Raw genomic sequence first — 24,553 nt, 5'->3', positions numbered from 1 at the left:
TCGGGCATCCGCCGATGTTCGCCCGGAGAGAACGGAAGCCTGCTGAGCGGGGCTATTCCGGTGTGAGAGCGCTGAGGGCTCGTTCCAGGCGGACGCCGCGCGAGGCCTTCAGCAAGACGGCGTCGCCGGTGTGCAGATTGTTGTGGAGCCATTCGCCGGCCTGTTCGGGAGTGTCGACGAAGATGGCGCCTTCGCCGAAGCCTTCGGCGATGTGGATGGCCTCTCCGCGTACGGCGATGAGGCGGTCGATGCCGATGCGGCGCATGTGCTGACCGCAGCAGCGGTGGAGGTGCGCGGCTTCCGGGCCGAGTTCCAGCATCTCGCCCGCGACGACGATGCGGCGGTCCGCGCGAACGGCCATGAGCGCGGTGCTCATGCTGTCGAGCGCGCGAGGATTGCTGTTGTAGCAGTCGTTGATGATTTTCGCGCCGTGCCAGTGCAGAAGCTCCCCGCGCTTATCGGCGGGGGTGAGGGCGGAGAGAGCCTCTACGCAGCGCTCGAGCGGGATGCCTGCCTTGCGGCCGACGGCGATGGCAGCGAGCGCGTTGAGGACGTTGTGTTCGCCGAGCAGCGCAATGTGCGCGGGCATGGTTTCGCCGTAGGCGAGCGCGGTGAACTGCATGCCGTCTGCGCCGAGGTTCTGGACGTCCGTGGCGCGGATGGGAGCCTCGTGTTCCACGCCGAAGAAGACGGTGTGCTGCTCGCGGTTGCGGCTGAAGGTGCGGACGTGGGTGTCGTCGGCGTTGAGGAAGGGAACGCCTTCCGGCGGCAGCGCCTGCACGAGTTCGTACTTCGCGTTGGCGATGCCCTGGATACCGTCCGCAAAGTGCTCCAGGTGGACCGGCGCGACGTTGGAGACGACGGCCCAGTCGGGCTCGGCAATGCGGGCAAGCGCGGTGATCTCGCCTGCATGGTTCATGCCCATTTCAAGCACGGCGACCTCGTGCTCGGGCTCCAGCTTGAGCAGTTGCAGCGGCAGGCCGAAGCCGTTGTTCAGGTTACCGGCGGACTTGAGCACGTGGAAGCGCGCGGAGAGCACGGCGGCGACACACTCCTTGGTGGTCGTCTTGCCGGCGGAACCGGTGATGCCGATGACGCGGCGCGGTTCGCCCGTGGCGAGCGGGTGCGCGGACCACATGCGGCGGACGGCGCGAGCGAGTGTCTGCATGGCGCGCAGCACGCAGTCTTCGCTGTCGGGAACGCGAAGCAGTTTGGTGGGATCCACGGTATCCGGCACGACCCAGCGGGTGCTGATGACTGCGGCTGCTGCACCTTTCTCCAGCGCGGCTTCGACGAAGTCGTGACCGTCAAGGCGTTCGCCGGTGACGGCGAAATAGAGATCGCCGGCGGCAAGGGTGCGCGTGTCGATGGAGTAGCCGTAAGCCGCGGTCGCGGTGTTGTAGTCGCCTTCGGCGTGGAGGATGTCGCCGATCTGTCCGAGGGTGAGCTTCATGCGTGCCTGGGGTCCTTCTGTTGCTCGTGTTCGAGGGTGCGGAGCGCGGCGGCGGCAACGGCAACGTCGTCGAACGGAAGGCTGCTGCCGTTCGCGGTCTGTGTTTTTTCGTGGCCTTTGCCGGCGAGGATGACAATGTCGCCCTTGCGGGCGAGCCGCAGGATGTGCGCGATCGCGGCGGCGCGATCCAGGACGACCTCGGCGTCACCACCTGCTTCGCGCACGCCCTGCAGAGCTTCGGCGGCGATGGTGGCGGGGTCTTCGCTGCGCGGGTTGTCGCTCGTGATGACGACGAGGTCAGAGCCGAGTGCGGCGGCGCGGCCCATCTTCGGACGCTTGGTGCGGTCGCGGTCGCCGCCGCAGCCGAAGAGCGTGAGGACGCGTGCGTTGCCGGCAAGTTCGCGGGCAAGGTTGAGCACGTTGGTCAGGGCGTCGTCGGTGTGGGCGTAGTCGACGAGCACCGTCAAGCCGAGTGTGTTGGCGACGGATTCAAAACGGCCGGGAACGGGTGCGAGTTCGGCGGCGGAGGCGACAACGGTGTCTAGATCGAGACCGCGCGCGAGTGCGGCGGCTATGGCAGCGGCAAGGTTGTACACGTTTACCCGGCCAACGAGGGGCGACGTGACGAGCGCTTCGCCGAAGGGACTTTGCAGTGCAAAGCGAGTGCCGTCGGCCGAGAGGCGCAGGTCGGTGGCGAAGAAGTCAGCCGCGCGGTCCTGCAGGCTGTAGCGCCAGGTGGTCTGGCAGGGAGCAGCCGCGGCGAGCATGGTGCTGCTGTAGGCGTCGTCTGCGTTGACGATGGCGACGCGCGGCGGTGGCGCACCGACGCCCTGGAAGAGGCGCGCCTTCGCCGCGGCGTAGCTGTCCATGGTGCCGTGATAGTCCAGGTGGTCCTGCGTGAGATTGGTGAAGATTGCGACGTCGACGGGGATGCCAAAGACACGCTCCTGGTCGAGCGCGTGCGAGCTCATCTCCATCACGGCTTCGGTCGCGCCGGCGTCGACGGCTTGCCGGAAGAGGGCGTACAGGTCGCGCGCTTCCGGAGTGGTGTGTTTGCTCTCGAGAACGCGGCCTGCAACGCGGGTTTCGACCGTACCCAGCAGGAGCGTGGTGCGTTCCGCTCGTGCGAGCAGAGCCTCCGTGAGGAATGCGGTGGTGGTTTTGCCGTTGGTGCCGGTCACGGCGGTGGTGGCGAGTTGGCGCTCGGGATGCGCAAAGAAGGCGGCGGAGGCTTGCGCGAGGGCGCGGCGGCCGTGTTCGACCAGGGCTACGGGCGACTCAGAGCTGTCCAGAAAGGCAAAGGTCTCGCGCGAGTCGGTGATCACTGCCGCCGCACCCTGCTGGCGAACCTGGCGGATGTAGCGATTGCCGTCGGCGGTGCCACCGCGCATGGCGACGAAGAGTGAGCCGGCGCCGGCCTGCCGTGAGTCGTACACCACGTCCGTGATGTTGGGGTCGGAGCCGGGGTTGGACGCAAGCGCCGTGGTTTCGCGCAGGATGTGAGACCACAGCATGAGGGGATTGTAGAGGTTCGACTTTCTGTGCGCTCCGCGCGGCTTTTAGCGGGCTGCAAACGTAGACTGAGTAGATGCTGCGTTCCTGGTTTCGCCTCTGCCTGTTGCTGCTCGGGGTGGCAATCTGCGCGATCCGCGCGGGCGGACAGGGGATTGCGGAGCTGAGCGCGGAGCGGCCCTCTGCAGCTTCTCGCAACGAGGATGTTGCGCTGGAATTGCCCGAGGCACCCGCGCCCGCATGGGCGGAGCACACAGTGGCAAGCGCCGCAATGGCTCTAGGCGCAGGTGCAGCCCCTGTTGCAGGTGCCGGGCGCGCAGGTGCGCTGCCGATCAAGCAGGATAGCCCGCACGAGCTGTCGGAGATCGAGCGCAACACCCAATGTGAGAATCACGAGCTGCATGGAAAGCCGTGCCGCGTGAGCTGGGTTCGCGTGATCGGCAGCTCCATGCTGTTTTTGTCAATGCAGCACAGCGGCAATCTGGCGATGGATGAGGACGCACAGCAGCACTTTCTGAACACCGATTTCTGGTACGACTACGAGCTGACGCTGCATCGCTACAGCTATAACCGGTGGAACGATGGCGACCCCTTCGGGGTCGACTACATCGGCCACCCGATCATGGGCGCAATCACCAACAGCATCTATGAGCAGAACGATCCCAAGCAGCGTGCGCTGGTGTTTGAGAACACGCATCGCTACTGGATGGGACGGCTGCGAGCGACGGCCTACTCGGCGGTCTACAGCGCGCAATGGAAGGTGGGGCCGGTAAGTGAGTCGTCGATGGGGAACATCGGTATCAAGACGTACTACAGCCCCAAGCTGGGCCGGAATACGAATGAAACCGGCATGGTGGACTTCTTCGTGACGCCCGTGGGCGGCCTGTTGTGGAACGTAGGCGAGGACTACGTGGACAAGATCTGGTTCCGGCGCATCACGCACAATGTACACAATCCGTGGGTGCTGCTGGCGTCGTCGCTGATGGAGCCGTGCCGCAGCGGAGCGAACATTCTGCGCTTCCGGGCGCCGTGGTATCGCGACCGCGATGCGACGAGCCCTGTGCCTCTGCGATAGGCGAGCGGCGCCGCAAGGTGCGTCGCGACGGGTGCGGGCGCATCCAAGCACTCTATGCAGATGGTGACGGCGGCAGAGATGGCCGCGATCGATACAGCAACAGCAGAGCAAGCAGGCGTTCCGTTTGCAGAGCTGATGGAGCACGCGGGTGCCGCGGTGGCGCGGTTTGCGCAACGGCAGTTCCGGCGGGCGCGACGCGTGGTGGTGCTGTGCGGAACCGGCAACAACGGCGGCGACGGATTCGTTGCTGCGCGGCATTTGGCGCGGACCGGTTTGTCGGTAGACGTGATCGTGCTGGGCGACCCCGCCAAGGCGCAGGGGGCGGCGGCCGAGGCGTACAAGGCGTTGCAGACATCGCGCGCGCTGCCGTTTGCGGTGGGCTCTGTGGAGCAGGTGCGGGGGCTGCGGACGAAGCTGGAGGACGCCGACCTGCTGATCGACGCGGTGTTGGGAACGGGGTTCAAGCCGCCGTTGCGCGAGCTGCCAGCGGCACTGCGCGATCTGTTGCGTGAGGTGCGGACGCCGGTGCTGTCCGTCGATCTGCCGAGCGGATGGGACGCGGATTTGCGCGAGCAGAGTTCGCCCGATGCGTTCCGGTCGGATGCGGTGATTACGTTCACGGCGCCGAAGCCCGCGCACTTGTTCGGGCACCTGACCACGGGACACTTCGGGCCGGTGGTGGTTGCGCCGATTGGAACTCCGGAGTCGCTTGTCCGCTCCGAGGAGCGCCTGACCTGGACGGGAGCTTCGACGAAGCTACTGGAAACGCCGCGGCCCATGGACTCGAATAAGGGCATGTACGGCCACGTGCTCGTGGTGGGTGGTGCGGCGGGCAAGCCTGGCGCGCCCAGCATGAGTTCGCTGGCTGCGTTGAGGACCGGTGCAGGGCTGGTGACGGCGGCGGTCGCAAGGTCGATCCAGCAGACGGTTGCTCTGACTACGCCGGAGCTGATGACCGCCGCACTCGACGAGGCGGAAGGCGGCGCGCTGGCGCTTTCGAATGTTTCGCCGGAACGGCTTGAGACGTTGCTGAAGAAGATCAGCGTGCTGGCAGTGGGACCTGGGCTTGGAACGGAGGGCGAAACGCCGGCGATGGTGCAGAGGCTGGTAGCCGAAACCACGCTGCCGCTCGTATTGGATGCGGATGGTCTGAATGCGTTCAAGGGCAAGGCGGAGTTGCTGGACGGATCGAAGCGGACGCTTGTGCTGACGCCGCATCCGGGTGAGATGGCGACCCTGCTGGGTGTGTCCACGAAGCAGGTGCAGGCAGATCGCCTGAACCTGGCACGAAAGTTTGCGACGGAGCATCAACTGCACCTGGTGCTGAAGGGGTGGCGCACGCTGGTGGCGCATCCGGACGGTCGCGTGGCGGTGAATACGACCGGCAATCCGGGCATGGCGAAGGGTGGCTCAGGCGACATTCTGACCGGTATCGTGGCGGCGATGCTGGCGCAGTTCCCACACGAGGTTGCAGGCGCGGTGGAGGCGGCGGTGTACCTGCATGGATTGGCGGCGGACCTGGCGGTGCAGCGACGGGATGAGCGCACGCTGCTGGCGACCGACACGATTGCGCACCTGAGCGATGCGCTGCGATACCGCGTGCAGGATGAGGATGGAGCGACCTGGATCTGTGGCGTGCGCAGGCGCGGAGGGCGGTGGTCCGCGGAGGGGAGAGCCGAGCTTGATTGAGAAGCGATTGAAGACGCGCAGTGTGAACGGGACGCTGGCGCTGGCGGAGACGATCCTGGAACTGGCACTGCCTACGCCACGCCTGGTGCTGCTGACGGGCGAAATGGGCGCGGGCAAGACGACGCTGGTGCGCGGCATGGCGCGTGCGATTGGAGCGCCGGAGGAAGAGGTGTCCAGCCCGACGTTCACGCTGGTGCACACCTATCGCGGGCCGAAGCGGACGATCCACCATCTGGACCTTTACCGACTGGAGCGCGAGGAAGACTTGGCGCAGTTGGGGATCGAGGAACTTGAGGCGGACCCGGACGCGTTGGTGCTGGTGGAGTGGGGCGAGAAGTTCGCGTCGGTGGCGCAGCGTGCGCGAGGGCAGGTTCTGCTGTCCCGCGGAGAGGCGGACGAGGAGCGCTGGTTTTTCGTCCAGATGCTCTGAGTGGAGCCAGTGAAGCTTGGGTGCGTGGCGTAGAGGTCTTCGCCATCTCGTAAACTTGAGGGATGCCGCCGATTCTGAATGCGCAGTCGCTGAGTAAGCGATTTGGCGCGAAGACGTTGTTTGAAGGCTTGTCGTTCACGGTTAACGATGGCGACCGCATTGGCCTGATCGGGCCGAATGGCGCGGGCAAGTCGACGCTGCTGGCCGTGCTGGCCGGACGCGAGGATGCCGACTCGGGCGAGGTCGCCGTTCGTAAGCGGGCGCGGGTTTCGTTGGTGCTGCAAAACTCAGAGTTCGCGCCAGGCGTGACGGTGCGGCAGGTTCTGGAGCAGGCGCTGGCAGCTTCGCTGGTGCCGGCGGATGAGCACGAGCAGAGCCTGCGCGAGATGGCCGGGCGTGCGGGATTTTCGGATGTGCAGGCGGAAGCTGCGTCGCTGTCGGGTGGATGGCGGAAGCGGTTGGCGATCTGCGAGGCGACGATTGCCGAGCCGGACGTGTTGCTGCTGGACGAGCCCACGAATCACCTGGACCTGCAAGGCATTGCGTGGCTGGAAGAGATGCTGCAGGATGCGCCGTTTGCGGCCGTGATCGTGTCGCACGATCGCTATTTCCTGGAGAAGGTGGCGAACGTGACGGTGGAGTTGAACCGCATCTACGCCGGCGGCTTGCTGCGGGTGAATGGGAGCTACTCGCGATTCCTGGAGGAGCGCGAGGAGCAGCTTGCGGCGCAGCAGAAGGCGCACGAGAGCCTGCGCAATGCGGTCAAAACGGAGATCGATTGGTTGCGCCGTGGGCCCAAGGCTCGCACGACGAAGAGCAAGGCACGCATCGACAAAGCGCACGAGATGATCGCCGACCTGAGCGAGCGCAACAGCCGGGCGGTGACAAAGACGGCGGGCATCGACTTTGCGGCGACGGATCGCCAGACCAAGCGTCTGGTGGAGATGGAGCAGGTGCGCTGGGACCTGGACGGCCGCACGATTCTGCGGGATTTGGATCTGCTGTTGACCAACGGCATGCGGTTGGGCCTGGTGGGGCCGAACGGCAGCGGAAAGACGACGCTGCTGCGCCTCTTGACCGGTGAACTGGAACCGACTGCGGGAACGGTGAAGCGAGCCAACATGCTGCGGATGGTGTACTTCTCGCAGATGCGCGAGATCGACCCGTCGCTGACACTGCGGCGCGCGCTGGCGCCAGAGGGCGACTCCGTGGTGCACAACGGCAACGTGGTGCACGTGGCAAGCTGGGCAGCGCGGTTTCTGTTTACGGGAGAGCAATTGAATCAGCCGCTGGAGCGATTGAGCGGCGGCGAACGCGCTCGCGTGCTGATTGCGCGGCTGATGCTGCAGCCCGCCGATGTGCTCCTGCTGGACGAGCCGACGAACGACCTGGACATCCCAACGCTGGAGATCCTGGAGCAGAACCTGCTGGACTATCCGGGCGCGCTGGTGCTGGTGACGCACGATCGCTACATGCTGGATCGCGTGAGCACGACGGTGCTGGCGCTGGACGGGCGCGGCAACAGCGAACGCTTTGCGGATTACGGGCAGAGCGAGCAGTGGATGCGCGCGCGGATGGGAACGGAGGCGGTGAGTGAGATGGAACGGCTGAGCCCGCAGGTTGTCGCGCCACCAATTCCTGTGCAGACACAGCCGGCATCGGCCGCGCCTGCCGCGAAGAAGAAGCTGAGCTACCTGGAGCAGCGCGAGTGGGACGGGATCGAAGCGCGCATTGCGGAGGCAGACGCCGCGCTGGAGCGTGCGACGGCGGCGCTCAGCGATCCGGCGATCGCGTCGGATGGGGGGCGGCTGCAGAAGGCGCTTGCGGAGGAACAAGCTGCGCGAGCGGCCGCGGATGCGCTGATGGAGCGGTGGGCAGAGCTGGGCGAAAAGGTCGCGTGATAGCTCACACTGCAGAATGCTCGTGAATGCTTCTACTCCGGTGCGGGGAACAGGGACTGCTGGTCCAGGCGCTACGTGCGCTCGCGATCGCGGTCCTGTTCCCGCAACCTGAGTCTGCGCAGGAACTCCTCGGGATCGTGCCGCAGCGACAGGTAGCGTTTGCGATTGCAGAGGGCGCAGCGCCAGGGATAGCGGTTCAGGAAAGGCAGGATGATCCGCTCCCAGGTACTTTGCCGGCCAAGCCGTTCCCAGGCCACCGAGCCGCATTGAGAGCAGGGCTCTTTCAAAGGGTTCGGGTTCATGGGTCCGCTCCTCCCGCAGGACTGCGACAGGAGTGTATCGCGCAGGGTGAGCGGGTCTAGCGGAAGATTTCGCCGTTCTTCATTACGAAACGCACGTCGGTGACGACATGAATGTCCTGGAGCGGATTGCCGGGGACGGCGATGATGTCGGCCTTGTAGCCGGGCTTGATCTGGCCGATGCTGTCGGCCCAGCCCAGCAGTTTTGCGCCGTTCAGCAGGTCGGCCTGCAGTGTTTGCAGCGGTGTCATGCCGTTCTGCACCATCAGGACTAACTCGCGGGCCTGGGTTCCGTGAGGAAACGGGCCAACGTCGGAGCCGACCGCGAAAGGAACCCCGGCGGCAAGCTGCTTCTTGAACTGGGCGGCGTGAAAGGCTTCCTCCGCATGGCGGATTTCCGCTTGGTGCGGTGATGCCACGTGATCGGCGAAGTACTCCCCGATGGCGAAGGTGGGAACGGCGAAGATGCTGCGGTCGCGCATGAGGCGCATGGTCTCGGGCGAGAGATTGTAGGCGTGATCGATGGAGGCGACGCCCGCCTGTGCGGCGTAGCCCGTGCCGGGTTCGCCGGTGGCGTGAACCGCAACGACGGAGCCGGTGCGGTGGGCTTCCGCGACCGCCGCGGCGAGTTCGGCCTCGGTGTACTGGTAGGGCGTGGTGAAGACGCCGTTCTCCAGGTGGTCGCGACCGGTCTCGTAGATTTTCGTGAAGTCGGCACCCTGCTTGTGCTGCTCGCGCATCACGGCGATCACTTCCGAGGCGCTGTTGGCGCGGTCGGCATTGCTAAGCAGGTGCTGCTCGGGATTGCGGCCGCTGTTGTCTTCGTGGCCACCGTTGATGTCGATGGCATTACAACTCATGCGCATGCGCGGACCGGGGATGAGGCCGGAGTTGATGGCGTCGCGCACGGCCGCGTCGGCGCAGCCTGCGCCCTCGGTGCCCATGTCGCGCTCGGCGGTGAAACCCGCGAGGAGATCGTGCTTTGCTGCGTCGGCGGCGATGAGCACGCGCTGCGGTACGGATTCGTCGACGGTCTGATTGGCTTCGTTGCCGACGTGCAGGAACAGGTGGACGTGCGCGTCGATCATGCCTGGCATGAGCGTGGTGTCGCCCAGGTCGCGGACGGTGGCGTTCGCCGGATGCGACACGGCGCTGCCGGCCTCGCGGATGGTGTCGCCTTGGATGAGGACTTCGCCGGGGGTGACGATGCGGCCGGAAGCGATATCAAGCAGGCGCGCTGCGTGCAACACGATGGGCGCCGGCGAAGTTGGTGCCTGCTGGGCGCTGACGTGGCAAGCTGCAAGCGCGAAAGCAGACACGGCGGCGAGGCAGATGCGGACATGAGTCATGGGGATGGCATTGAGCATAAAGCAGAAGCCCGCTCCGGACGGGGAGCGGGCGTTTTGATGACGCGAGTGCAGTTACATGCCGGTGATGTTGAATCCGCCGTCCACGAACATTATTTCGCCGGTGATACCGCTGGCGAGTGGCGAGAGCAGGAAGGCGGCGGCGTTGCCGACCTCGAGCGTATCGACGTTGTGGTGCAGCGCAGAGCGGGCTTCCGAGGCGTCGAGCATCTTCTGCAGGTCGCCGATGCCGCGGGCGGCAAGCGTCTTGATCGCGCCGGCGGAAACAGCGTTGACGCGGATGCCGCGTGAGCCGAGCGACATGGCGAGGTAGCGGACGGCGGACTCGAGCGCGGCTTTCGCGACCCCCATGACGTTGTAGTTCGGAAACACCTTGTCTGCACCGTAGTGCGTGAGCGTGACGATAGAGCCGCCCGCGGGCATGAGCGGCGCGGCGGCGCGCGCAACCGCGATGAGCGAGTAGGCGCTGACGTCGAGCGCAATGCGGAAGTCGTCGCGGCGGGTTTCAAGGAAGTCGTTCTTCATGGCGTCGGCGGGGGCGAAAGCTACGGAGTGAACGAGGATGTCGAGGGTGCCGTAGGTCTCTTTGAGAGCGGCAAAGGTTGCGTCGATCTCGCTGTCGACAGAGACGTCGCATTGGAAGGTCTTCGCGTCGCGCAGTTCGGCGGACAGGGACTCGGCGTCGCGCTTCAGGCGATCGTTCTGGTAGCAGATGGCGATGCGCGCGCCGGCTTCGTTCAGCTTTTGCGCGATGCCCCAGGCGATGGAGCGCTTGTTGGCGAGGCCGAAGACGACGGCGGTTTTGCCCTGGAGATCGATCATGCTTTCTTTCCTTTAACTGCAGATTTCTTGGGAGCGGATTTCTTGGCCGCGGTCTTGCTCGCGGCGGGCTCGGGCTTTTTGCCGGTGGACGACTTCGCCGCAGCTTTCTTCGTGGCCGAAGGCGGCACGTTTGCCTCGGCGTGCAGCAGCCACTCGTACTGCGCATCGTCCAGCGGCACTACCGAGAGGCGAAACTGCCGGAAGAGCAGCGAATCCTGGAAGACGGGAGCTTCGCGCAGCATGGCCAATGACTTGGGCTGCTTGAGGCGCTTGCCGGCCTTCAGGCGGACGATGGGATTCTTCGTGTCCGACGAATCCACGGAGACAACCGTGGCGGTGCCGACGGCTTCTTTGCCGATGTTGGAGTGGTAGATGACGCAGTGCTCGCCGCGCTTCATGTTGCGCAGCGTGATGAGCGCCTGCGGATTCTTGATGCCGTCCCAGGTGGTTTCGCCATCGCGCAGAAGGTCGTCGAAGGAGTACTTGTCGGGCTCGGATTTTAGGAGGTAAGGCATGCGTGAGAGCTCTTGTTTTCCGAGGATGAGGATAGCAGTCTGCAGCGACGCATGGAGCTTTGCAGGCGCACTAACGGTCGAGGTCGACGAGGGTCACAAGGTCGACCTCCTGCGCGAGAAAGCGCTGGCCGAGGCGCTGAAATTTCTGGGGTGAATCGGTGGCGAAAAAGCGGAGCGCGGATGGAGCGTTGCTGTTGTGCGATGCAGCCGGCAGCATGCCCTGTATGTGCATTGCGGTCGCTTCAGCGGAGTCGATCACGGGGATGGGACCGAGAAGGCTGTGGATGGAGCGCTCCAGCAGTGGGCGAACGAGGGGGTAGTGCGTGCATCCGAGCAGCACGGCGCCGGGGCGCGTCGCAGCGACGGACTCTTCCAGGTAGATCTCCGCAACTTGCCGGGTAACGGGGTGGTCGGTCCAGCCTTCTTCCACCAGAGGCACGAGCAATGGGCAGGCTTTCTCAATGGTGCTGAGGCCGTGCTGCGCGCAGGCGTGCTGGTAGGCGTGGGACGCGACGGTGGCCTCGGTGGCGAGCACGAGCACGGGAAGTTGTATGTCGCGGACAGCGAGCTTTGCAGCCTCCGCACCGGGCTGGATGACGCCGACCAGCGGGACTTCGCTGTTGCCCTGCAGATGTGGCAGCGCGAGCGCCGAAGCGGTGTTGCAGGCGATGACGACAAGCTGGGCGCCGTGGCCGACGAGCGTGTGGATAGCAGCAGAGGTGTAGCGCGTGATGGTCTCGGCGGACTTGGAGCCATAGGGCAGCCGTGCGGTGTCGCCCAGGTAGAGGAAGTCGGCGCCGGGAAGGTGTTGCAGCAGGGCGCGGAGCACGGTGAGGCCGCCGAAGCCGGAATCGAAGACGCCGATGCAGGGGCGTGCCACGGTGTCTGCTGCCGCGCTACTCATGCTGCGCGGGTGTGACGACGTTGCTGGTGTCGACGACGTCGTAGGTGCGGTCGAGTTCCACGTTGCCGGCGAGGGTGGAACGCGGCTGGCCATCGACGAGGAAGCGCACCTCGGTGACCTGCGGGATGGCAGCGTGCAGCGTGCCCAGGATGCTGTCGATGGTGAGGGTCTCAACGGTGATGCCGCTGGGGTGTGCGTCGCACCAGGCCGACCGGAGATTGATTACGGCGAGCTGGCCGGTAGCGCGGGTGAGCGGGTCGGTAATCCCGGTGGTGTCTGCGGCGCGAGTGGGCAGGCTGCTGCCGGCGAAGGAGCCGTCTGCATTGCGCGGCGCGGGCGCGGACAGCGGGAGGTCGATCAGGTAGACGTCCTCCACGGCGACGCCGCCACCGAGCGGGTGCGGCGATTTGCGCGAAGTGTACTCGGCCAGCAGATGTTCCAGAAGGGCGCGGACACGGACCGCGGGCGTGGAGGGCAGGGCGATGTCACGCGTGGTCGGCGTAATGGAGCCGTCGCTGTCGTTGGCCAGCGCGAGGGTGACGCTCTCTGCGGCGGCGTAGCTGGGAGCTTCGATGGGCGCGTCGGTGGTGGCCTCATCGCGCAGGGAGTAGTTGTGGCGCTGATGGTTCCACAGCACGATGCCCATGCCGATGCAGGCGAGCAGAAGCACCGCGAAGAGGATGCGCTGGTAGCGGGGAATCACTGCGGCGCCTCACCGGGTGTGGTCGCGGGCGTCGTTCGCGTCGCGGGCGAGGCGGCAGCGGTGCCGGGCGTTACGGGCGCAGGCGCGGTGCGCGTTCGCGCCGGCGTGACAGGGTTGGCCGTGTCGTGGGCCGCAGTCTTGCCTGCCCCGGCAGCGCTCTCAGGCGTGGCCGGCTTCGGTGCGGCGGGCGGAGGTGGTGGGTTCAGGATGGATTGCACGACGTCGGCGTGGCCGCGCCAGAAGACCATCTGGCTGGCGATGGCGTCGGCAAGATGCGCCTGGTAGGTGCGGTCGCTGGCGACGGTGTCACTGTCCTCCGGGGCGATTTCAAGCGCAACGGCGGGGCATTGCATGTTGTCGAGCGGGCGGATCCAGGTGTGGCCGCTGGAGACGGCGATCTTGGATCGCGAAAAGGCCGCAGCGAACTCGGAGGCAAGCCGTTGCGAGCGCTGCACGAAGGGTGCCTGCGCCTCGTCCCATAGAACGGCGGTGCTGCCGACCGGCATGGCGTTCACGGAGGAGGTCCAGAGGTGGAGGCCGTTGCCGGCCGCAGTGGCGTGCAGGGAGACGCAGGCGATGGCCTTGCTCTGGTTGGCGACCGCGGCGCGCTGCTCATTGGTGACCAGGGCGTCGCTGTCGCGGGTGAGCACCACGTTGAAATCACGCGCCACGAGCAGGGCTCGCAGGCGGTTCGCGATGTCGAGCGTGACCTGCTTTTCGTAGGTCTTCGTATCGATGCGGGCGCCGTACTCGCTGCCGCCGCGGGCAGGGTCGAGAACGATGGTGAGCTTCTGCGGCTGCGTCGGCTGCTGCGCAAGGCAGGGCAGAGTGGCGAGTGCGCCGAGCAGGATGAGGGGCGAGCGTCTCACGGGTCAGAGGTGATTGTAGCGGGTAGAACCCACCTTCACCGCAAACCGGGGCGGCGAAGGTGGGGAAGGCAGGTGAGGGTGCCGCAGGTTAGTCGAGGGCGTAGAAAGCCAGTCCGCTGAGCAGCTTGGGGTAGAAGTCGGTGCTCTTCTGCGGCATGACTTCGCCGGAGAGCGAGACGTTCTGGAGTTGGTCCAGCGTGACGGGGCGAACGAGAAATGCGATGTCGGCCTCGCCGCGTGCGACCTGTGCAATGGCCTCCGGGGCCGAGCGCAGATAGCGCAGGTTCTGCTGGTTGCGAATGCTTTCCGCAGACAGGCCAAGCAGCTGCTCCAAGATGAGGCCGTGGAGCTGGACGACATCGAGCGCGCGCTGGCGCGGCGTGAAACTCTGCAGCGCGGCATCGATGGCTTCCGGCTTCGCCGAGAGCAGGTAATTGCCGTCGCGCGTGGCGGCGAGGAAGGCGACGCCTGGCGAAGCTGTTAGGGGAGCCAGCAGGGCGGAGGCGTCCTCGATTTTCTCGGCGTCGGAGTCCTTCGCGTCGTGGTTGGTGTCGACGCGGCTGACCTCGAAGTACTCGGCAGCGCGCTCCAGGAAGCTGGCCACTGCACCCTCGCCCAGGCCAAAGACGACGCGGTGCGTCGGCAGGATGGTGATGCCCGGCGCGTCCATGTTGACCAGCGTCATCATCATCGCGGCTTCCGGGAAGGGGGGCGAGGGCAGCCTGGCTTCGCCGTGTTCGTCCGCGTACTCGGAGGGCGCTTCGTCGCCGGCGCCGTACAAGGGCTCGGGGCGGCCAGCGGTGTGCGTGGTCGAGTCGGGCACGCCGAGTTCGGCGGCGCGCTCGCGTGCGTAGGCGGTGCTGGTTTCGTAGCGGTGGTGGCCGTCGGCGATGATCAGCTTCTTGTCCTGCAGGGCGGTGACGATCAAGTTGATGGTGCGCGGATCGGTCACGTGCCACAGCATGTGCACGACGCCATACTCGTCCGTAACGGTCTGATCGGGCGCGGTGGCAGGTTCGCCGGTTTTGTTGCCGAACACCAGGTCTTCCACGGTGAACGCCGGATCGTTGTAGAGCATGTAGATCTGCTCGCAGTAGGTGCGAGTGGCTTTGAACAGCGACAGCCGGTCAGACTTCGGCTTGCTCAGCGTCTGTTCGTGGCGGTAGACGACCTTTTGCTCATAGTCGTACAGGTGGCCGAGGCAGATGAGCCCGCGGCGCTCCCGAACTTCGTTCGTGCCGGGAACCGTGTAACGCTGGGCGTAGCCGAACAGGGCGGGCGTGGCGTCTTCCTGTAGGACGTGCTTCTGCCGCCAGTCGGCCAGGTAGGCGGCGGCGCGGCTGTATACGTTGTCGGTTTCGGTGTCGGGGTCGCGTTTGCCCAGGATGACGCGGATGAGGTTGTAGGGGCTTTTCGCGTAGTAGGCGTCCTGCATCGCGGGCGAGATCTTGTCGTAGGGCTGGGTCACTACGTCTTCCAGCTTGACGAGGCCCGTGTTGTAGCGAAGCGCGCGGAACGGATAGATCTGCATGAGGCTGTGGGTCTTCTCCGGGGTACGAAACAGAATGGGATTGCTGCCGATTGTACGGGTATACGGCAGCACGCACGATGTGGATGCCGTGAAACCGGGTGCATGAGCTGTGGCCGGCGTCGCGTAGAATCGGTGTTCCGAAGCGCGGAGTCCCGGTGCGAAACGGCTTGCTGGAGCGCTAGAAGCTGCCACGTCGCTACCGCCGGGCTGCGGATTGCGTCCGTCGCATCTGAAGGAGTAAGGATAGAGCGTCGCACCATGACACACCTGCTGAGTAACGGGCAGCGGAACGGCTTCCTCCGCGGAAGCCGGGTCGGATGGCTGCTGTGCGTCGTGCTGTGTTTGGTGTGGACGCTGCCGCGTCTGCAGGCACAGGAGAATCCGCTGGGCGATGCGAAGACGCCCACACGGCCTGTCGAGCCGGCGCGCAAACCGATTCCGGAAGAGGCGCCCAACGACGGCCGCGCACGCAGGAACGAGACAATCCGCGTGGAGACCAACCTGGTGCTGGTGCCCATGACGGTGACCGACTCGCAAAACCGCCTGGTGACGGGGCTGGAGCGCGAAAACTTCTACGTGTACGACAACGACCGGCCGCAGACGATTCGCAGCTTCTCCACCGACGATGCACCGGTGACCATCGGCATCATCTTTGATCTGAGCGGGAGCATGAGCAGCAAGTATGCGCGGGCACGCAAGGCGCTCAGCGAGTTCATGCGTACGTCTAATCCGCAGGATGAGTTTTTCGTGATCGCCTTCAACGATCGGCCCGCGGTGGTGGTGGACTACACCAGCAATGTGGACGACATTGACGCGCGCATGGTGATGCTGAAGCCAACGGCTCGGACCGCGCTGATCGATGCGACCTACATGGGCATCAACAAGCTGAAGGACGCCAAGTACGAGCGCAAAGCGCTGCTGATCATCAGCGATGGCGGCGACAACCGCTCTCGCTACAGCGAGGGCGAGTTGCGGCGCGCCGTGCGCGAAAGCGACGTGCAGATTTACTCCATTGGCATCTTCGACCAGTACGCACCCACCGTGGAGGAGAAGGAAGGTCCGGCGCTGTTGACGGACATCTGCGAGATGACGGGCGGCCGGCTGTTCCGCGTGTCGGACGTGAATGAGTTAGGTGACATCGCGTCGCGTATCTCTGCCGAGCTACGGAACGAATACGTGGTGGGGTACAAGCCGACGGAGTTGAAGAAGGACGGGCAGTGGCGCAAGCTGAAGGTGCGTCTGAATCCGCCTCCGGGGCTGCCGCCGCTGAGCGTACACAACCGGACAGGGTACTATGCACCATCGGAGTAGTGTGCGAAAGGTTCTTCTAACAGGCTTGTGTTGCGTGGTGCTGGGCGCCGGAGCCGCGAAGGCGCAACAAAGCGCGCCTGCCGCTGCCGGTTCGTCGCCGTCGCTGACGGTGGATCGTGATCCGATTGCGTCGCCGGACGGGGACGCTCCACCGCCTGCAACCGTTACGGGTGCGAGCGCGCCGAACCAGCAGGTGGAGCGCCAGGGCGGCACCTATACGCTGCGCACCAACGTGGGCGAGGTCCGGCTGAACGCGACCGTGCTGGACGGCAACGGCCGCGTGGTGCAAACGCTGGGCAAGGACGCCTTTCACGTGTACGAGGACGGCGTTCCGCAGACGATCGCGTCGTTCCGGCACGAGGACCTCCCGGTGTCGCTCGGCATCCTGATCGACAGCTCCGGGTCGATGTATGACAAGCGCGCTGCAGTTGGCAAGGCGTCGTTGGACTTTGTGCGGCTGTCCAATCCGCAGGACGAGGCATTCCTGGTGGACTTCAGCTTCGATCCCTACATCGACCAGGACTTTACCAGCGATATTCACAAGCTGGAGGCCGGCCTGAGCTATGTGAAGGCGTCTGGTGGAACGGCCATTTATGACACGATCATCGCCAGCGCCGACTACCTGTCCCGCAATGCCAAGCGGCCCAAACAGGTGCTGCTGCTGATCACGGACGGTGACGATAACGCTTCCAGCACCACGCTCGAAGAGGCGATCAAACGCGTCCAGGAGCTGGATGGCCCGACGATCTATTGCGTGGGTCTCCTGTTCGGCCCAGACGAGGACAAGCGCGAGAGCCGCCATGCGCGCCGTGTGCTCACCTCGCTGGCGGAGCAGACCGGCGGGTTGGCGTACTTTCCGCGACGGCTGGAAGAGGTCGACGACATTGCGCACCAGGTGGCGGAGGATATTCGGCAGCAGTACACCATCAGCTACCAGCCGACCAAACCGGCGCGGCTGGGCGGCTACCGCCAGGTGCATGTGGATGCAAAGGCGCCCGGGTACTCGCGGCTGAGCGTGCGGACCCGCAGCGGATACTTCCCCAAGGTGGGCGCAGACGCGTCCGGTGCGCTGGCCGGCGGAGCGCAGTAACTCTCCGGGGTAAGGTGTCGGCCTTTCTCCGCAGAGCCAGGCCGCACGGGTTTAGAGCGTCACGTCCAATTGCAGGGATTCGAGTTGTGTGGCCAGGGCGTCGCGTGTGGCCTGTTGCTGCTGGCGGAGCGCAGCGATCTCCGTGCGTAGTTGCGCGATCTGGTCTTCCTGCCGATTGAGCTCATCGGTGTAGCGCTTGGCGAGCGCGCGCTCCTCAGCAGTGCCTTTCAGCGCCTGCAGGTTGTTGCGCAGCCGGGTCTGGTCGTTTGTGATGTCGCGAACCTGGTTGTCGTGTCTGGCGACCTCCGCGTCCAGGTCGGACAGGTGACGTTTGGCGGCCAGCACTGGTTGCAGGGCAGCGACAACCGCGGGCGGATTGCCGTCTTGTCGCAGCAACAGGAGGAGTTGGTCTTCGTTGGTGTTGGCAAGCTGGTAGCGTGCGCGGAGGTCGTGGCGCTCGCCAACGTGGAGGCGGACCGTCTCGCCGGGCTGCGCGACTACGCGAAAGCGGTAGGCGTTTGCACTGGTCTCTTCCGGCCTGGGATCGCTGTCCAGCGTCCACCCGGATCGCTTTGGCCGCTCGACGATCACGGTGCGAACGTCACCCGCGGCATTGTGAACAAGGTAGGTCTCTTCGGCGACCTCTGCCGAGCGAACGGTCATCACACCTCGGGCAACGGTGATCTGCTGCACCTGGCGTGAGCGGCTGTCAGGCTGGGCCGCGACTTCGGGCGTGACGCGAACAGCCCGATCGGCGGCGTAGCTGAGCAGGCGGCGTTCGCCCGGGTGGATCGGATCGAGTAGGCCCTGTCCGCTGAAGTTGCCATTTTCCAGGATGGAGAAGCTGCCGCGATCGAGCGTGAGGCCGCTGGTGTTGCGCACCCAGAGCGCGCGCAGTGGCTGCGGCTCAGAAGGCGACCACAGCGTAACGGGGTCGACTTCGACTTTGGCCTGGAGGATGGGCACGAGTGCGGATTCGTTCTTGCGGATCGTGACCGGCTCCGTCAGCTTGTACTCGAAGTAGTCGTCGAAGCTGCTCGTGGTGATTTGAGGGGCTATCGAGGCAGACGCGCTTTCTTCGTAGGAGACTGGCGAAGCAGCCGCCGACTCCGCAAGGGCGGCAAGCCGATCGCGGTGGACACCATCGGAAGCGATGGACCGCTGTCCGGCCGGGACGGCTCCGTGCGTGCTCAACCCGAGGCTCCCCATGACACCCCCAGCCACGTTGTATCCGGCACCCGAACCGTACCCATTGCCGCTGCCGGAGCGCATGCCAGAGCCCGTACCTGTGCCAAGTCCGCCTTCGTGGGTCTGCGGCGTGAGCTGCGCTTCCTGGGGTAAGGCAATCTCCCGGCGACGGCTGTAGGTGGGTTGCGAAATGGGCTGCACGAAGCTTTGCGGCGCGCCCGCGATGAGCGAGAGCTGCACGTTATTCCAGTCCGTACCGACCGTGTTGTCGATGACGGCCCAGCCTTGCAGTGTGGCGGACTTCGCCGTGGTGCCGCGACCGGCCGTGTCGAAGAGGACGCGGTAGGTGCACTTCCACACCGGCACCTCGCTGATATAGCTGACGCGCAGTTCGCGGGGGGCGGCGGTGCCAGAGTCGGTGAGCGTCAGGTGACGCAGGCCATCCTGGTGGTTGCTGGCGAGCGTTTCCAGGTAGCGTTCCAGGCCGCCCTGCACGCTGCGGTCCAGCAGGCGGACGCCGGTGCGGCCGGTGAGTTCGAAGGTGCGAACCACGCCGGCGTCCGAGACGACGGTCAGGTATTGGCGCTCAAGGATGGGAGCGGTGCCGTCCGCGGCTGCTAGTTTTGGCGTGGCGGTTTCGCGGATCTCGACGTTGAGAATGCGGCCGGTGAACGCGCCGCCTTCGCCCGTGATCTCCACGCGAGCGCCGCGAATGGCGCTGTACAGGTCGGTCGCGGTGGGATCGGCAGCGAGCGCCAGCGGCAGAGCCTTCAACTGCTGGTCCAGAGGCGTGGTGCTGTTGTACCCAGCGCCCTGGATCGGCCTCCGCCGAGGTCGACGGCGGTCAGGCTTTGCAGAACGTCGTTGAGCTGGGCGGTGGTGAAGTCGATGGTCACGGCCTGATCGCCGCGCACGGTGCCGGAGTGTTCGAAAAAGCCAACGCCGTTCTTGTAGAGCGCGACGCGGCGGATGGGCAGGCTTTCGGAACCTTCGTGGGTGGCGTTTGCGGCGCGATGGAGCGCGGTTGGGCCGACGGGGGCGGAGCGGGTCGCCTGTTGCGCCAGAGTGGGAAGCGCGGCGATGCTCAACGGCAGAAACAAGGCAGGGAGGGCAGATCGGCGCATCGGCGGAAACTCCTGTGCTGCGGCTGGTAGACGCCACGTAAGCGACACTTGTTCCCGTGGGACTGGCGGATTTCGGCGTGGTGAGCCGGTCGCTTGGTTTCTTTCGGGAGCGACACTCCTGCCCGAGCGAGCGGCGAACCCTATCATGTGACTTGTATGGAAGCGGCTTTGGTCATCGACACCTGTGGTTCTGAGGGTTACGTTGCCGTGTTCCCGGTGGGCGAAGTGACCCCGGCTGCGCGAAGCGAGCAGCGGCTGGGTGTGCGGGCAACGCAGGAAGAACTGCTGCCCGCTATTGGTGCCGTCCTGAGCGAGTCCGGGCTGGTGCTGAGTGAGTTGAAGGCGATAGCGGTGGTGCGCGGACCTGGGTCGTTTACCGGGGTGCGGATCGGCCTGGCTGCGGCGAAGGGGCTGTGCGAAGCGGCGGGGCTGCCTTTGGTGACGCTGTCGCGCTTACAGGTACTGGCGGCCGCTGCAGGAATCGCGCCGGTTTGGGCGTGGCTGCAGGCGGGCAGAGGCGATGTCTATGCCGAGCGCTTTGTGATGGGTGCTGGTGGGTTTGCAGGGGTTGAGGCTATTGCGAGCCTGCTCGGCGTGAACGAGGAGCGAGAACCTGCGCAGGTGCTCACGCTCGAGCAGGCGGCCGCGGCCGCCGGCGGGGAGCCGGTTGCCGTGTGTGAGGAGGCTTTGCGCGCGGCAAGGCCGAGTGCGGTATTTGTGAGCGCGGGTGACCTGGCAGCGGCGCTCCGTGCCGCTGCGGCCGAAGCCGTTTGCAGCAAGCGATGGGCCGACGTGGCCCTGATTGACGCGCTGTACCTGCGCGTTCCGGATGCGGAGCTGGCGTTGCGTGCGCGACAGGCGCTGAGCCAGCCGTGATGCTGAGGGAAGCAACCGCAGCAGACACGGGTGCGGTGCTGGCCCTCATCCGGGCCGATGCCGAGCTGCCGCAGTGGGACAGCAGCGCTCTGGCGGTGGAGGCAGCTAGGGCGCAAGACGGACCGCTGCGGCGCCTTCTGGTGGCGGAGCTTGACGCTGAAATCGTGGGTTTCGCGCAGACCTCGTTGCTGCTGGGGGAGGCGGAGCTGGAGAGCATGGCCGTTGCGACGGCTTGCCGGCGGCAGGGCGTGGGCGGGCGTCTGCTGCGGCGGGCCATCGAACTGGCGCGCGCTGATGGGGCGGAAGTGCTGCGGCTGGAGGTGCGGCGCAGCAACAGCGCGGCGCGCGCCTTGTACGAGAGCGCCGGCATGGTCATGACAGGAACCCGGCGGCAGTATTACCCCGACCCGGTGGAGGATGCCGTTCTGATGACCCTTCGCTGGTCACCTTCGCCGGCGGCCGGTTGATGCGGCGCCCTATCCGGTAAGATAAGAGGCAGTTATGGTCCGAGATGGAATCTACTACGCCCTGGGTTTGGCTGTAGTGTCCTACCTGCTGTTTCGCCTCACGGGTTCGTCCTGGATCGCCGGGATTCCGGTGCTGCTGGCGCTGTTTTTCCTTTGGTTCTTCCGCGATCCGCCGCGTCGCGTGCCCACCGAGGCGAACGTGGTCGTGTCCCCTGCAGACGGCAAGGTGACCGAGGCGGACTGGATCGAGACGCCCCAGGGCAGCCGGCTTCGGCTCAGCATCTTCCTCAACGTTTTCGACGTTCACGTGAACCGGACCCCGATCAGCGGGACGGTGACGCAGGTGAACTACAAGCAGGGCATGTTCCTGAACGCCATGCGCGCCGATTCCAACGTGCTGAACGAACAGAATGTCATGGTGATCGAGGATGGCGGGTACTCGGTGCAGGTGAAGCAGATTGCCGGGCTGCTGGCGCGCCGCATCGTGTGCTGGGTCAAGCCGGGTGACGTTCTGCAGAAGGGCGATCGCTTCGGGTTGATCAAGTTCGGATCCCGCGTAGACGTGCTGCTGCCGCCGGATGCGAATCTGCGCGTGAAGAAGGGTGACCGCGTGCGTGGCGGAGCCTCCATCATCGCCACCATGCCGGTCGCTTCAGCCACAACGCCTGAGCAGGCGCGCGCAACTGTAGCGGGGGTGTAGTTGGCGGACGCGCCGGTACAGACGCGTCCCCGGCCCCGGCGTGGCATGTACGTGCTGCCGTCGCTGTTTACGGCAGGCAACATTGCCGCGGGATTCTACGCGATTGTGCAGAGCGTGCTGGCGACCACGTCGCACGACCAGACGTATTTCGATCGGGCCGCGCTGGCAATCCTGTTTGCGATCCCGTTTGATGCTCTGGATGGCCGCATTGCCCGCATGACCAACACGGCCAGCGACTTTGGCAGGGAGCTGGACTCCCTGGCCGATGTGATCACGTTTGGCGTTGCGCCGAGCGTGCTGGCGTACACCTGGGGCACGCGAATGCTGCCGCTGGTTGGCAACCTGAAGTTGCGGCAGAGCGCGGTGGATGCGGGCGTGTTTGTCTGCTTCCTGTTCCTGGTCTGCGGAGCGTGCCGGCTGGCGCGGTTCAACGTGACCGTGAATCCGTTGCCGAGCAATCCCGGGCGCCCAGGGCGGCGCTACTTTGTGGGCATGCCGATCCCGGCAGCTGCGGGAGTGGTGGCCAGCGTGGTGCACTGCTTCGACGGATCCCCCATCGACAACGTGTACATCGCGTTTGTCTGGATGTCGCTGCTGCTGTTCATCGGATTTCTGATGGTAAGCCGATGGCGATTCTGGAGCGGCAAGGAGATCGGCCTGCGGTCGCAGCACACAATGCGGTTGTTTGTGCTGATCGTGCTGCTGGGCGCGCTGCTGGTCTACTTCAGCAACTACCTGCTGATTGCAGTGGCGCTGGCGTACATGGTCAGCGGCATGGGGGCGCGTGTCGTCTACGCGGCACAGGGCCGGCAGCGCAGGCGAGACGCCCGCGCCTGAGATCCTTGCCGGCCGAGTCGGCGCAGCGGATCGCCGTTCCGCGCATCTGACAGAGAGTATGAGAGAAGACACACACCGGATCGTGGTGGTTGGGGCGTCGTCCCTGCTGGGCCGCGAGATCGCGGAAGAGTTGAACGCGGGCCCGCTGGGCTCGGGCACGGTCGTGTTGCTGGATAGCGATGCCGAACCGGGCAAGCTGGAGGACATCGGCGGCGAAGCGTCGGTGTTGCAGGCCGTCGAGCCGGCATCGTTCGAGGGTGCGGATGCCGTGATCTTTGCAACTGCGGCAGACGCGGGCCGCTACTGGGAAGATGCGGTGCGATTCGGGGCAGCGGCCATCGACGCAACGGGAACGGTGCGCGGGCTGCCGGTGCTTTCGCCACGGGTGCGGGACCATACGACTTTGTCGCTGGAGACCACTGGAGTTGCTGCGGCTCATCCTGCCGCGACTATGCTCGCAGCCGTGCTGGTGCCGCTGCACAAGGCGGGTCTGCTGCAGGACGCATATGCGACGGTGCTGCAGCCCGCCAGCGAGAACGGTGCTGCGGCGCTGGATGAACTGCATCAGCAGACGATCAGCCTTCTTTCCTTCCAGACGGTGCCTACCGAGCAGCACGACGTGCAGGTCGCGTTCAACCTGCTGGGGCGTCTGGGCGAGGATGCGAAGTTCGAGGTTGCAAGCACGAAGTCCCTGGTGGAGCGGCAGCTTGGGTCGCTGCTGGACGGTGCGCCGGCCCCAATGCTGCAGTGGGTGCAGGCGCCGGCCTTCCATGGCTATGCGGTGTCGTTGTTCGTCAAAGCAGGTGAGGCGGCAAGCCTGGAAACGGTTGAGGAAGCGCTGCGGAGCGACCTGATCGAGCCCGTGGCGGCGGACGATCCACCGGCGTCGAACATTGCGGCGGCGGGGCAGGACAAGATCCTAGTGGAATCTGCCGCGGACAGTTCCGGTGTGTTGCGGTTCTGGATCGTTGCCGACAACCTGAAGCTGCTGGCGCAAACCGCGGTGGGATGCGCGATCGAACTGCTGCGTATGCGGCCGAGCGGTGTAGTGCAGTAATTGATCTTTGCAACAGAAAGAGGCGCGGCGAATGGCCGCGCCTCTTTCTGTTGCAGGTGCTCTACTTTTTGGGCAGGGCGTACTTCTTGGTGTCGATCTTGGTGTTGTAGCGCAGGTGCGAGTAGGTGACGGTGCGCTTGTCGCCTTCCGGTGTGGTGTATTCCTGTTTGAGGCTCACACTGCGGGTCGGGTCGATCCAGATGACGACGTGGGTGAAGGTGTTTTTCACGCCGGGGTCTTTCGGGACGAGATCGAGCTTGTCGACGGTGACGGGGGTTGTGCCGTCGGTGATCTGTTCTGTGCCGAGCAGCTTGATGTCCCAGGCGCGCTCCAGGTCTTTGCCGCTGCCACCAAAGCCCAGGGTTAGAAAGCTGTCGGCCTTCTGCTGGTTCTGGCCGGCACTGAAGCTGGTGAATTTGGAAGCGCCATTCGGATCGTAGAGTACGCCTTGCCCGTTCTTGAAGCTGATGCGCTTCTGGCCGATCGCGAGACCCATCTCTGTGCCGCCGCCCGACCGGAGGAAGTACACGGAGCCGGTCTGTGTCGAGGTATCGCGGACGACCCTCTCGTAGAACTCATCCTTAACGTCTGCCTCGGTGGACTGGAACTTCGCTGAGGCAGCGTCCAACTGACGCAGCACCTTGTCGAGAGCCGGGTCGGTAGCGGCGAGTGCGGCTGTGCTGGAGAGCAGAACGGCAATGGTGGCCAGGGCGGTCTTGAACATCACGACTCCAAGCGCATATGCGCACTTCGTTAGACACAGATCGCCGTCGCAGGATGTGTCTCGCTTTCGATTGCGTTGCGGATAGCTGGTCCCACTCGTCCAACGCGCG

The 24,553-nt window shown here is 65.3% G+C and carries 24 protein-coding genes; 11 read left to right on the top strand and 13 right to left on the bottom strand.

The genetic code is table 11. The annotated features are described in order from the left end of the window. Nucleotides 1-52: 52 nt before the first annotated feature. Nucleotides 53-1,453: a UDP-N-acetylmuramoyl-tripeptide--D-alanyl-D-alanine ligase gene (locus tag OHL12_RS07305; RefSeq protein WP_263413165.1), complete on the bottom strand. Its 1,401-nt coding sequence runs from the start codon at nucleotides 1,451-1,453 to the stop codon at nucleotides 53-55. After that, a complete protein-coding gene (locus tag OHL12_RS07300; protein WP_263413164.1) occupies nucleotides 1,450-2,967 on the bottom strand; it encodes a UDP-N-acetylmuramoyl-L-alanyl-D-glutamate--2,6-diaminopimelate ligase in 1,518 nt (505 codons plus the stop codon). Before OHL12_RS07300 ends, OHL12_RS07305 begins: the two co-directional genes overlap by 4 nt. 74 nt (nucleotides 2,968-3,041) lie before the next feature. On the opposite strand from OHL12_RS07300, the gene OHL12_RS07295 reads away from it, so the two are divergent. From OHL12_RS07295 to OHL12_RS07280, 4 genes are all read left to right on the top strand, one after another. Beyond that, on the top strand, nucleotides 3,042-4,040 hold the full coding sequence (locus OHL12_RS07295; protein ID WP_263413163.1) for a hypothetical protein: 999 nt from the start codon (nucleotides 3,042-3,044) through the stop codon (nucleotides 4,038-4,040). A 54-nt stretch (nucleotides 4,041-4,094) separates the two neighbouring features. Next, a complete protein-coding gene (locus tag OHL12_RS07290; RefSeq protein ID WP_263413162.1) occupies nucleotides 4,095-5,729 on the top strand; it encodes an NAD(P)H-hydrate dehydratase in 1,635 nt (544 codons plus the stop codon). Then, nucleotides 5,722-6,159 (top strand): tRNA (adenosine(37)-N6)-threonylcarbamoyltransferase complex ATPase subunit type 1 TsaE, encoded by a 438-nt coding sequence (tsaE, locus tag OHL12_RS07285; protein ID WP_263413161.1) that lies wholly within the window; start codon nucleotides 5,722-5,724, stop codon nucleotides 6,157-6,159. The genes OHL12_RS07290 and tsaE overlap by 8 nt, the downstream gene beginning before the upstream one ends. Nucleotides 6,160-6,221: 62 nt before the next feature. After that, nucleotides 6,222-8,060: an ABC-F family ATP-binding cassette domain-containing protein gene (locus OHL12_RS07280; protein ID WP_263413160.1), complete on the top strand. Its 1,839-nt coding sequence runs from the start codon at nucleotides 6,222-6,224 to the stop codon at nucleotides 8,058-8,060. A gap of 71 nt (nucleotides 8,061-8,131) precedes the next feature. On the opposite strand, the gene OHL12_RS07275 is transcribed toward OHL12_RS07280, so the two are convergent. From OHL12_RS07275 to OHL12_RS07240, 8 genes are all read right to left on the bottom strand, one after another. Continuing rightward, nucleotides 8,132-8,362: a hypothetical protein gene (locus tag OHL12_RS07275; RefSeq protein WP_263413159.1), complete on the bottom strand. Its 231-nt coding sequence runs from the start codon at nucleotides 8,360-8,362 to the stop codon at nucleotides 8,132-8,134. Between the two features lie 56 nt (nucleotides 8,363-8,418). Further along, a complete protein-coding gene (locus tag OHL12_RS07270) occupies nucleotides 8,419-9,726 on the bottom strand; it encodes a metal-dependent hydrolase family protein (protein WP_263413158.1) in 1,308 nt (435 codons plus the stop codon). A gap of 54 nt (nucleotides 9,727-9,780) precedes the next feature. After that, nucleotides 9,781-10,548 (bottom strand): enoyl-ACP reductase FabI, encoded by a 768-nt coding sequence (locus OHL12_RS07265; protein WP_263413157.1) that lies wholly within the window; start codon nucleotides 10,546-10,548, stop codon nucleotides 9,781-9,783. Next, nucleotides 10,545-11,063, bottom strand: a complete 519-nt coding sequence (locus OHL12_RS07260; RefSeq protein ID WP_317889810.1) for an EVE domain-containing protein — start codon at nucleotides 11,061-11,063, stop codon at nucleotides 10,545-10,547. The genes OHL12_RS07265 and OHL12_RS07260 overlap by 4 nt, the downstream gene beginning before the upstream one ends. A 70-nt stretch (nucleotides 11,064-11,133) precedes the next feature. Further along, nucleotides 11,134-11,943 (bottom strand): glutamate racemase, encoded by an 810-nt coding sequence (gene murI, locus OHL12_RS07255; protein WP_263413156.1) that lies wholly within the window; start codon nucleotides 11,941-11,943, stop codon nucleotides 11,134-11,136. Between the two features lie 16 nt (nucleotides 11,944-11,959). Next, complete coding sequence (locus OHL12_RS07250) at nucleotides 11,960-12,670, bottom strand: GerMN domain-containing protein (protein ID WP_263413155.1); 711 nt, start codon at nucleotides 12,668-12,670, stop codon at nucleotides 11,960-11,962. After that, nucleotides 12,667-13,539 (bottom strand): N-acetylmuramoyl-L-alanine amidase family protein, encoded by an 873-nt coding sequence (locus tag OHL12_RS07245; protein WP_263413154.1) that lies wholly within the window; start codon nucleotides 13,537-13,539, stop codon nucleotides 12,667-12,669. The genes OHL12_RS07250 and OHL12_RS07245 overlap by 4 nt, the downstream gene beginning before the upstream one ends. Nucleotides 13,540-13,627: 88 nt before the next feature. Beyond that, nucleotides 13,628-15,070 carry a DUF1015 domain-containing protein gene (locus OHL12_RS07240; RefSeq protein ID WP_263413153.1) on the bottom strand — a complete coding sequence of 481 codons (1,443 nt, stop codon included), beginning with the start codon at nucleotides 15,068-15,070 and terminating at the stop codon, nucleotides 13,628-13,630. A gap of 258 nt (nucleotides 15,071-15,328) precedes the next feature. On the opposite strand from OHL12_RS07240, the gene OHL12_RS07235 reads away from it, so the two are divergent. Continuing rightward, nucleotides 15,329-16,381: a VWA domain-containing protein gene (locus OHL12_RS07235; RefSeq protein WP_263413152.1), complete on the top strand. Its 1,053-nt coding sequence runs from the start codon at nucleotides 15,329-15,331 to the stop codon at nucleotides 16,379-16,381. Nucleotide 16,382: 1 nt separating this feature from the next. Beyond that, on the top strand, nucleotides 16,383-17,471 hold the full coding sequence (locus OHL12_RS07230; protein WP_263413151.1) for a VWA domain-containing protein: 1,089 nt from the start codon (nucleotides 16,383-16,385) through the stop codon (nucleotides 17,469-17,471). 51 nt (nucleotides 17,472-17,522) lie between these two features. Here the strand turns inward: OHL12_RS07230 and OHL12_RS07225 are convergent, their stop codons facing one another. Then, entirely contained in the window at nucleotides 17,523-19,433 is a 1,911-nt protein-coding gene (locus OHL12_RS07225; RefSeq protein ID WP_263413150.1) for a DUF4139 domain-containing protein, read from the bottom strand. Continuing rightward, the gene (locus OHL12_RS07220; protein ID WP_263413149.1) at nucleotides 19,430-19,783 is read right to left on the bottom strand and encodes a hypothetical protein; all 354 of its coding nucleotides are present in this window, start codon (nucleotides 19,781-19,783) and stop codon (nucleotides 19,430-19,432) included. Before OHL12_RS07220 ends, OHL12_RS07225 begins: the two co-directional genes overlap by 4 nt. Before the next feature lie 156 nt (nucleotides 19,784-19,939). Between OHL12_RS07220 and tsaB the strand changes: the two genes are divergently transcribed. From tsaB to OHL12_RS07195, 5 genes are read left to right on the top strand one after another with little or no spacing between them, the layout of a single operon-like run. Continuing rightward, a complete protein-coding gene (tsaB, locus tag OHL12_RS07215) occupies nucleotides 19,940-20,659 on the top strand; it encodes a tRNA (adenosine(37)-N6)-threonylcarbamoyltransferase complex dimerization subunit type 1 TsaB (protein WP_263413148.1) in 720 nt (239 codons plus the stop codon). After that, entirely contained in the window at nucleotides 20,659-21,126 is a 468-nt protein-coding gene (rimI, locus tag OHL12_RS07210; RefSeq protein WP_263415094.1) for a ribosomal protein S18-alanine N-acetyltransferase, read from the top strand. Before tsaB ends, rimI begins: the two co-directional genes overlap by 1 nt. Before the next feature lie 34 nt (nucleotides 21,127-21,160). Further along, nucleotides 21,161-21,826: a phosphatidylserine decarboxylase family protein gene (locus OHL12_RS07205; RefSeq protein WP_263413147.1), complete on the top strand. Its 666-nt coding sequence runs from the start codon at nucleotides 21,161-21,163 to the stop codon at nucleotides 21,824-21,826. After that, nucleotides 21,827-22,663: a CDP-diacylglycerol--serine O-phosphatidyltransferase gene (gene pssA, locus OHL12_RS07200; protein ID WP_263413146.1), complete on the top strand. Its 837-nt coding sequence runs from the start codon at nucleotides 21,827-21,829 to the stop codon at nucleotides 22,661-22,663. Between the two features lie 58 nt (nucleotides 22,664-22,721). Beyond that, complete coding sequence (locus tag OHL12_RS07195; RefSeq protein ID WP_263413145.1) at nucleotides 22,722-23,720, top strand: Asd/ArgC dimerization domain-containing protein; 999 nt, start codon at nucleotides 22,722-22,724, stop codon at nucleotides 23,718-23,720. A 61-nt stretch (nucleotides 23,721-23,781) separates the two neighbouring features. On the opposite strand, the gene OHL12_RS07190 is transcribed toward OHL12_RS07195, so the two are convergent. Continuing rightward, the gene (locus OHL12_RS07190) at nucleotides 23,782-24,444 is read right to left on the bottom strand and encodes a LolA family protein (RefSeq protein WP_263413144.1); all 663 of its coding nucleotides are present in this window, start codon (nucleotides 24,442-24,444) and stop codon (nucleotides 23,782-23,784) included. Nucleotides 24,445-24,553 lie beyond the last annotated feature (109 nt).

This window comes from Terriglobus aquaticus, from assembly GCF_025685415.1.
Taxonomy (GTDB): Bacteria; Acidobacteriota; Terriglobia; order Terriglobales; family Acidobacteriaceae; genus Terriglobus; species Terriglobus aquaticus.
Note: the sequence above shows the minus strand (reverse complement) of the source record. Positions and strands in the feature narration are given on the sequence as shown.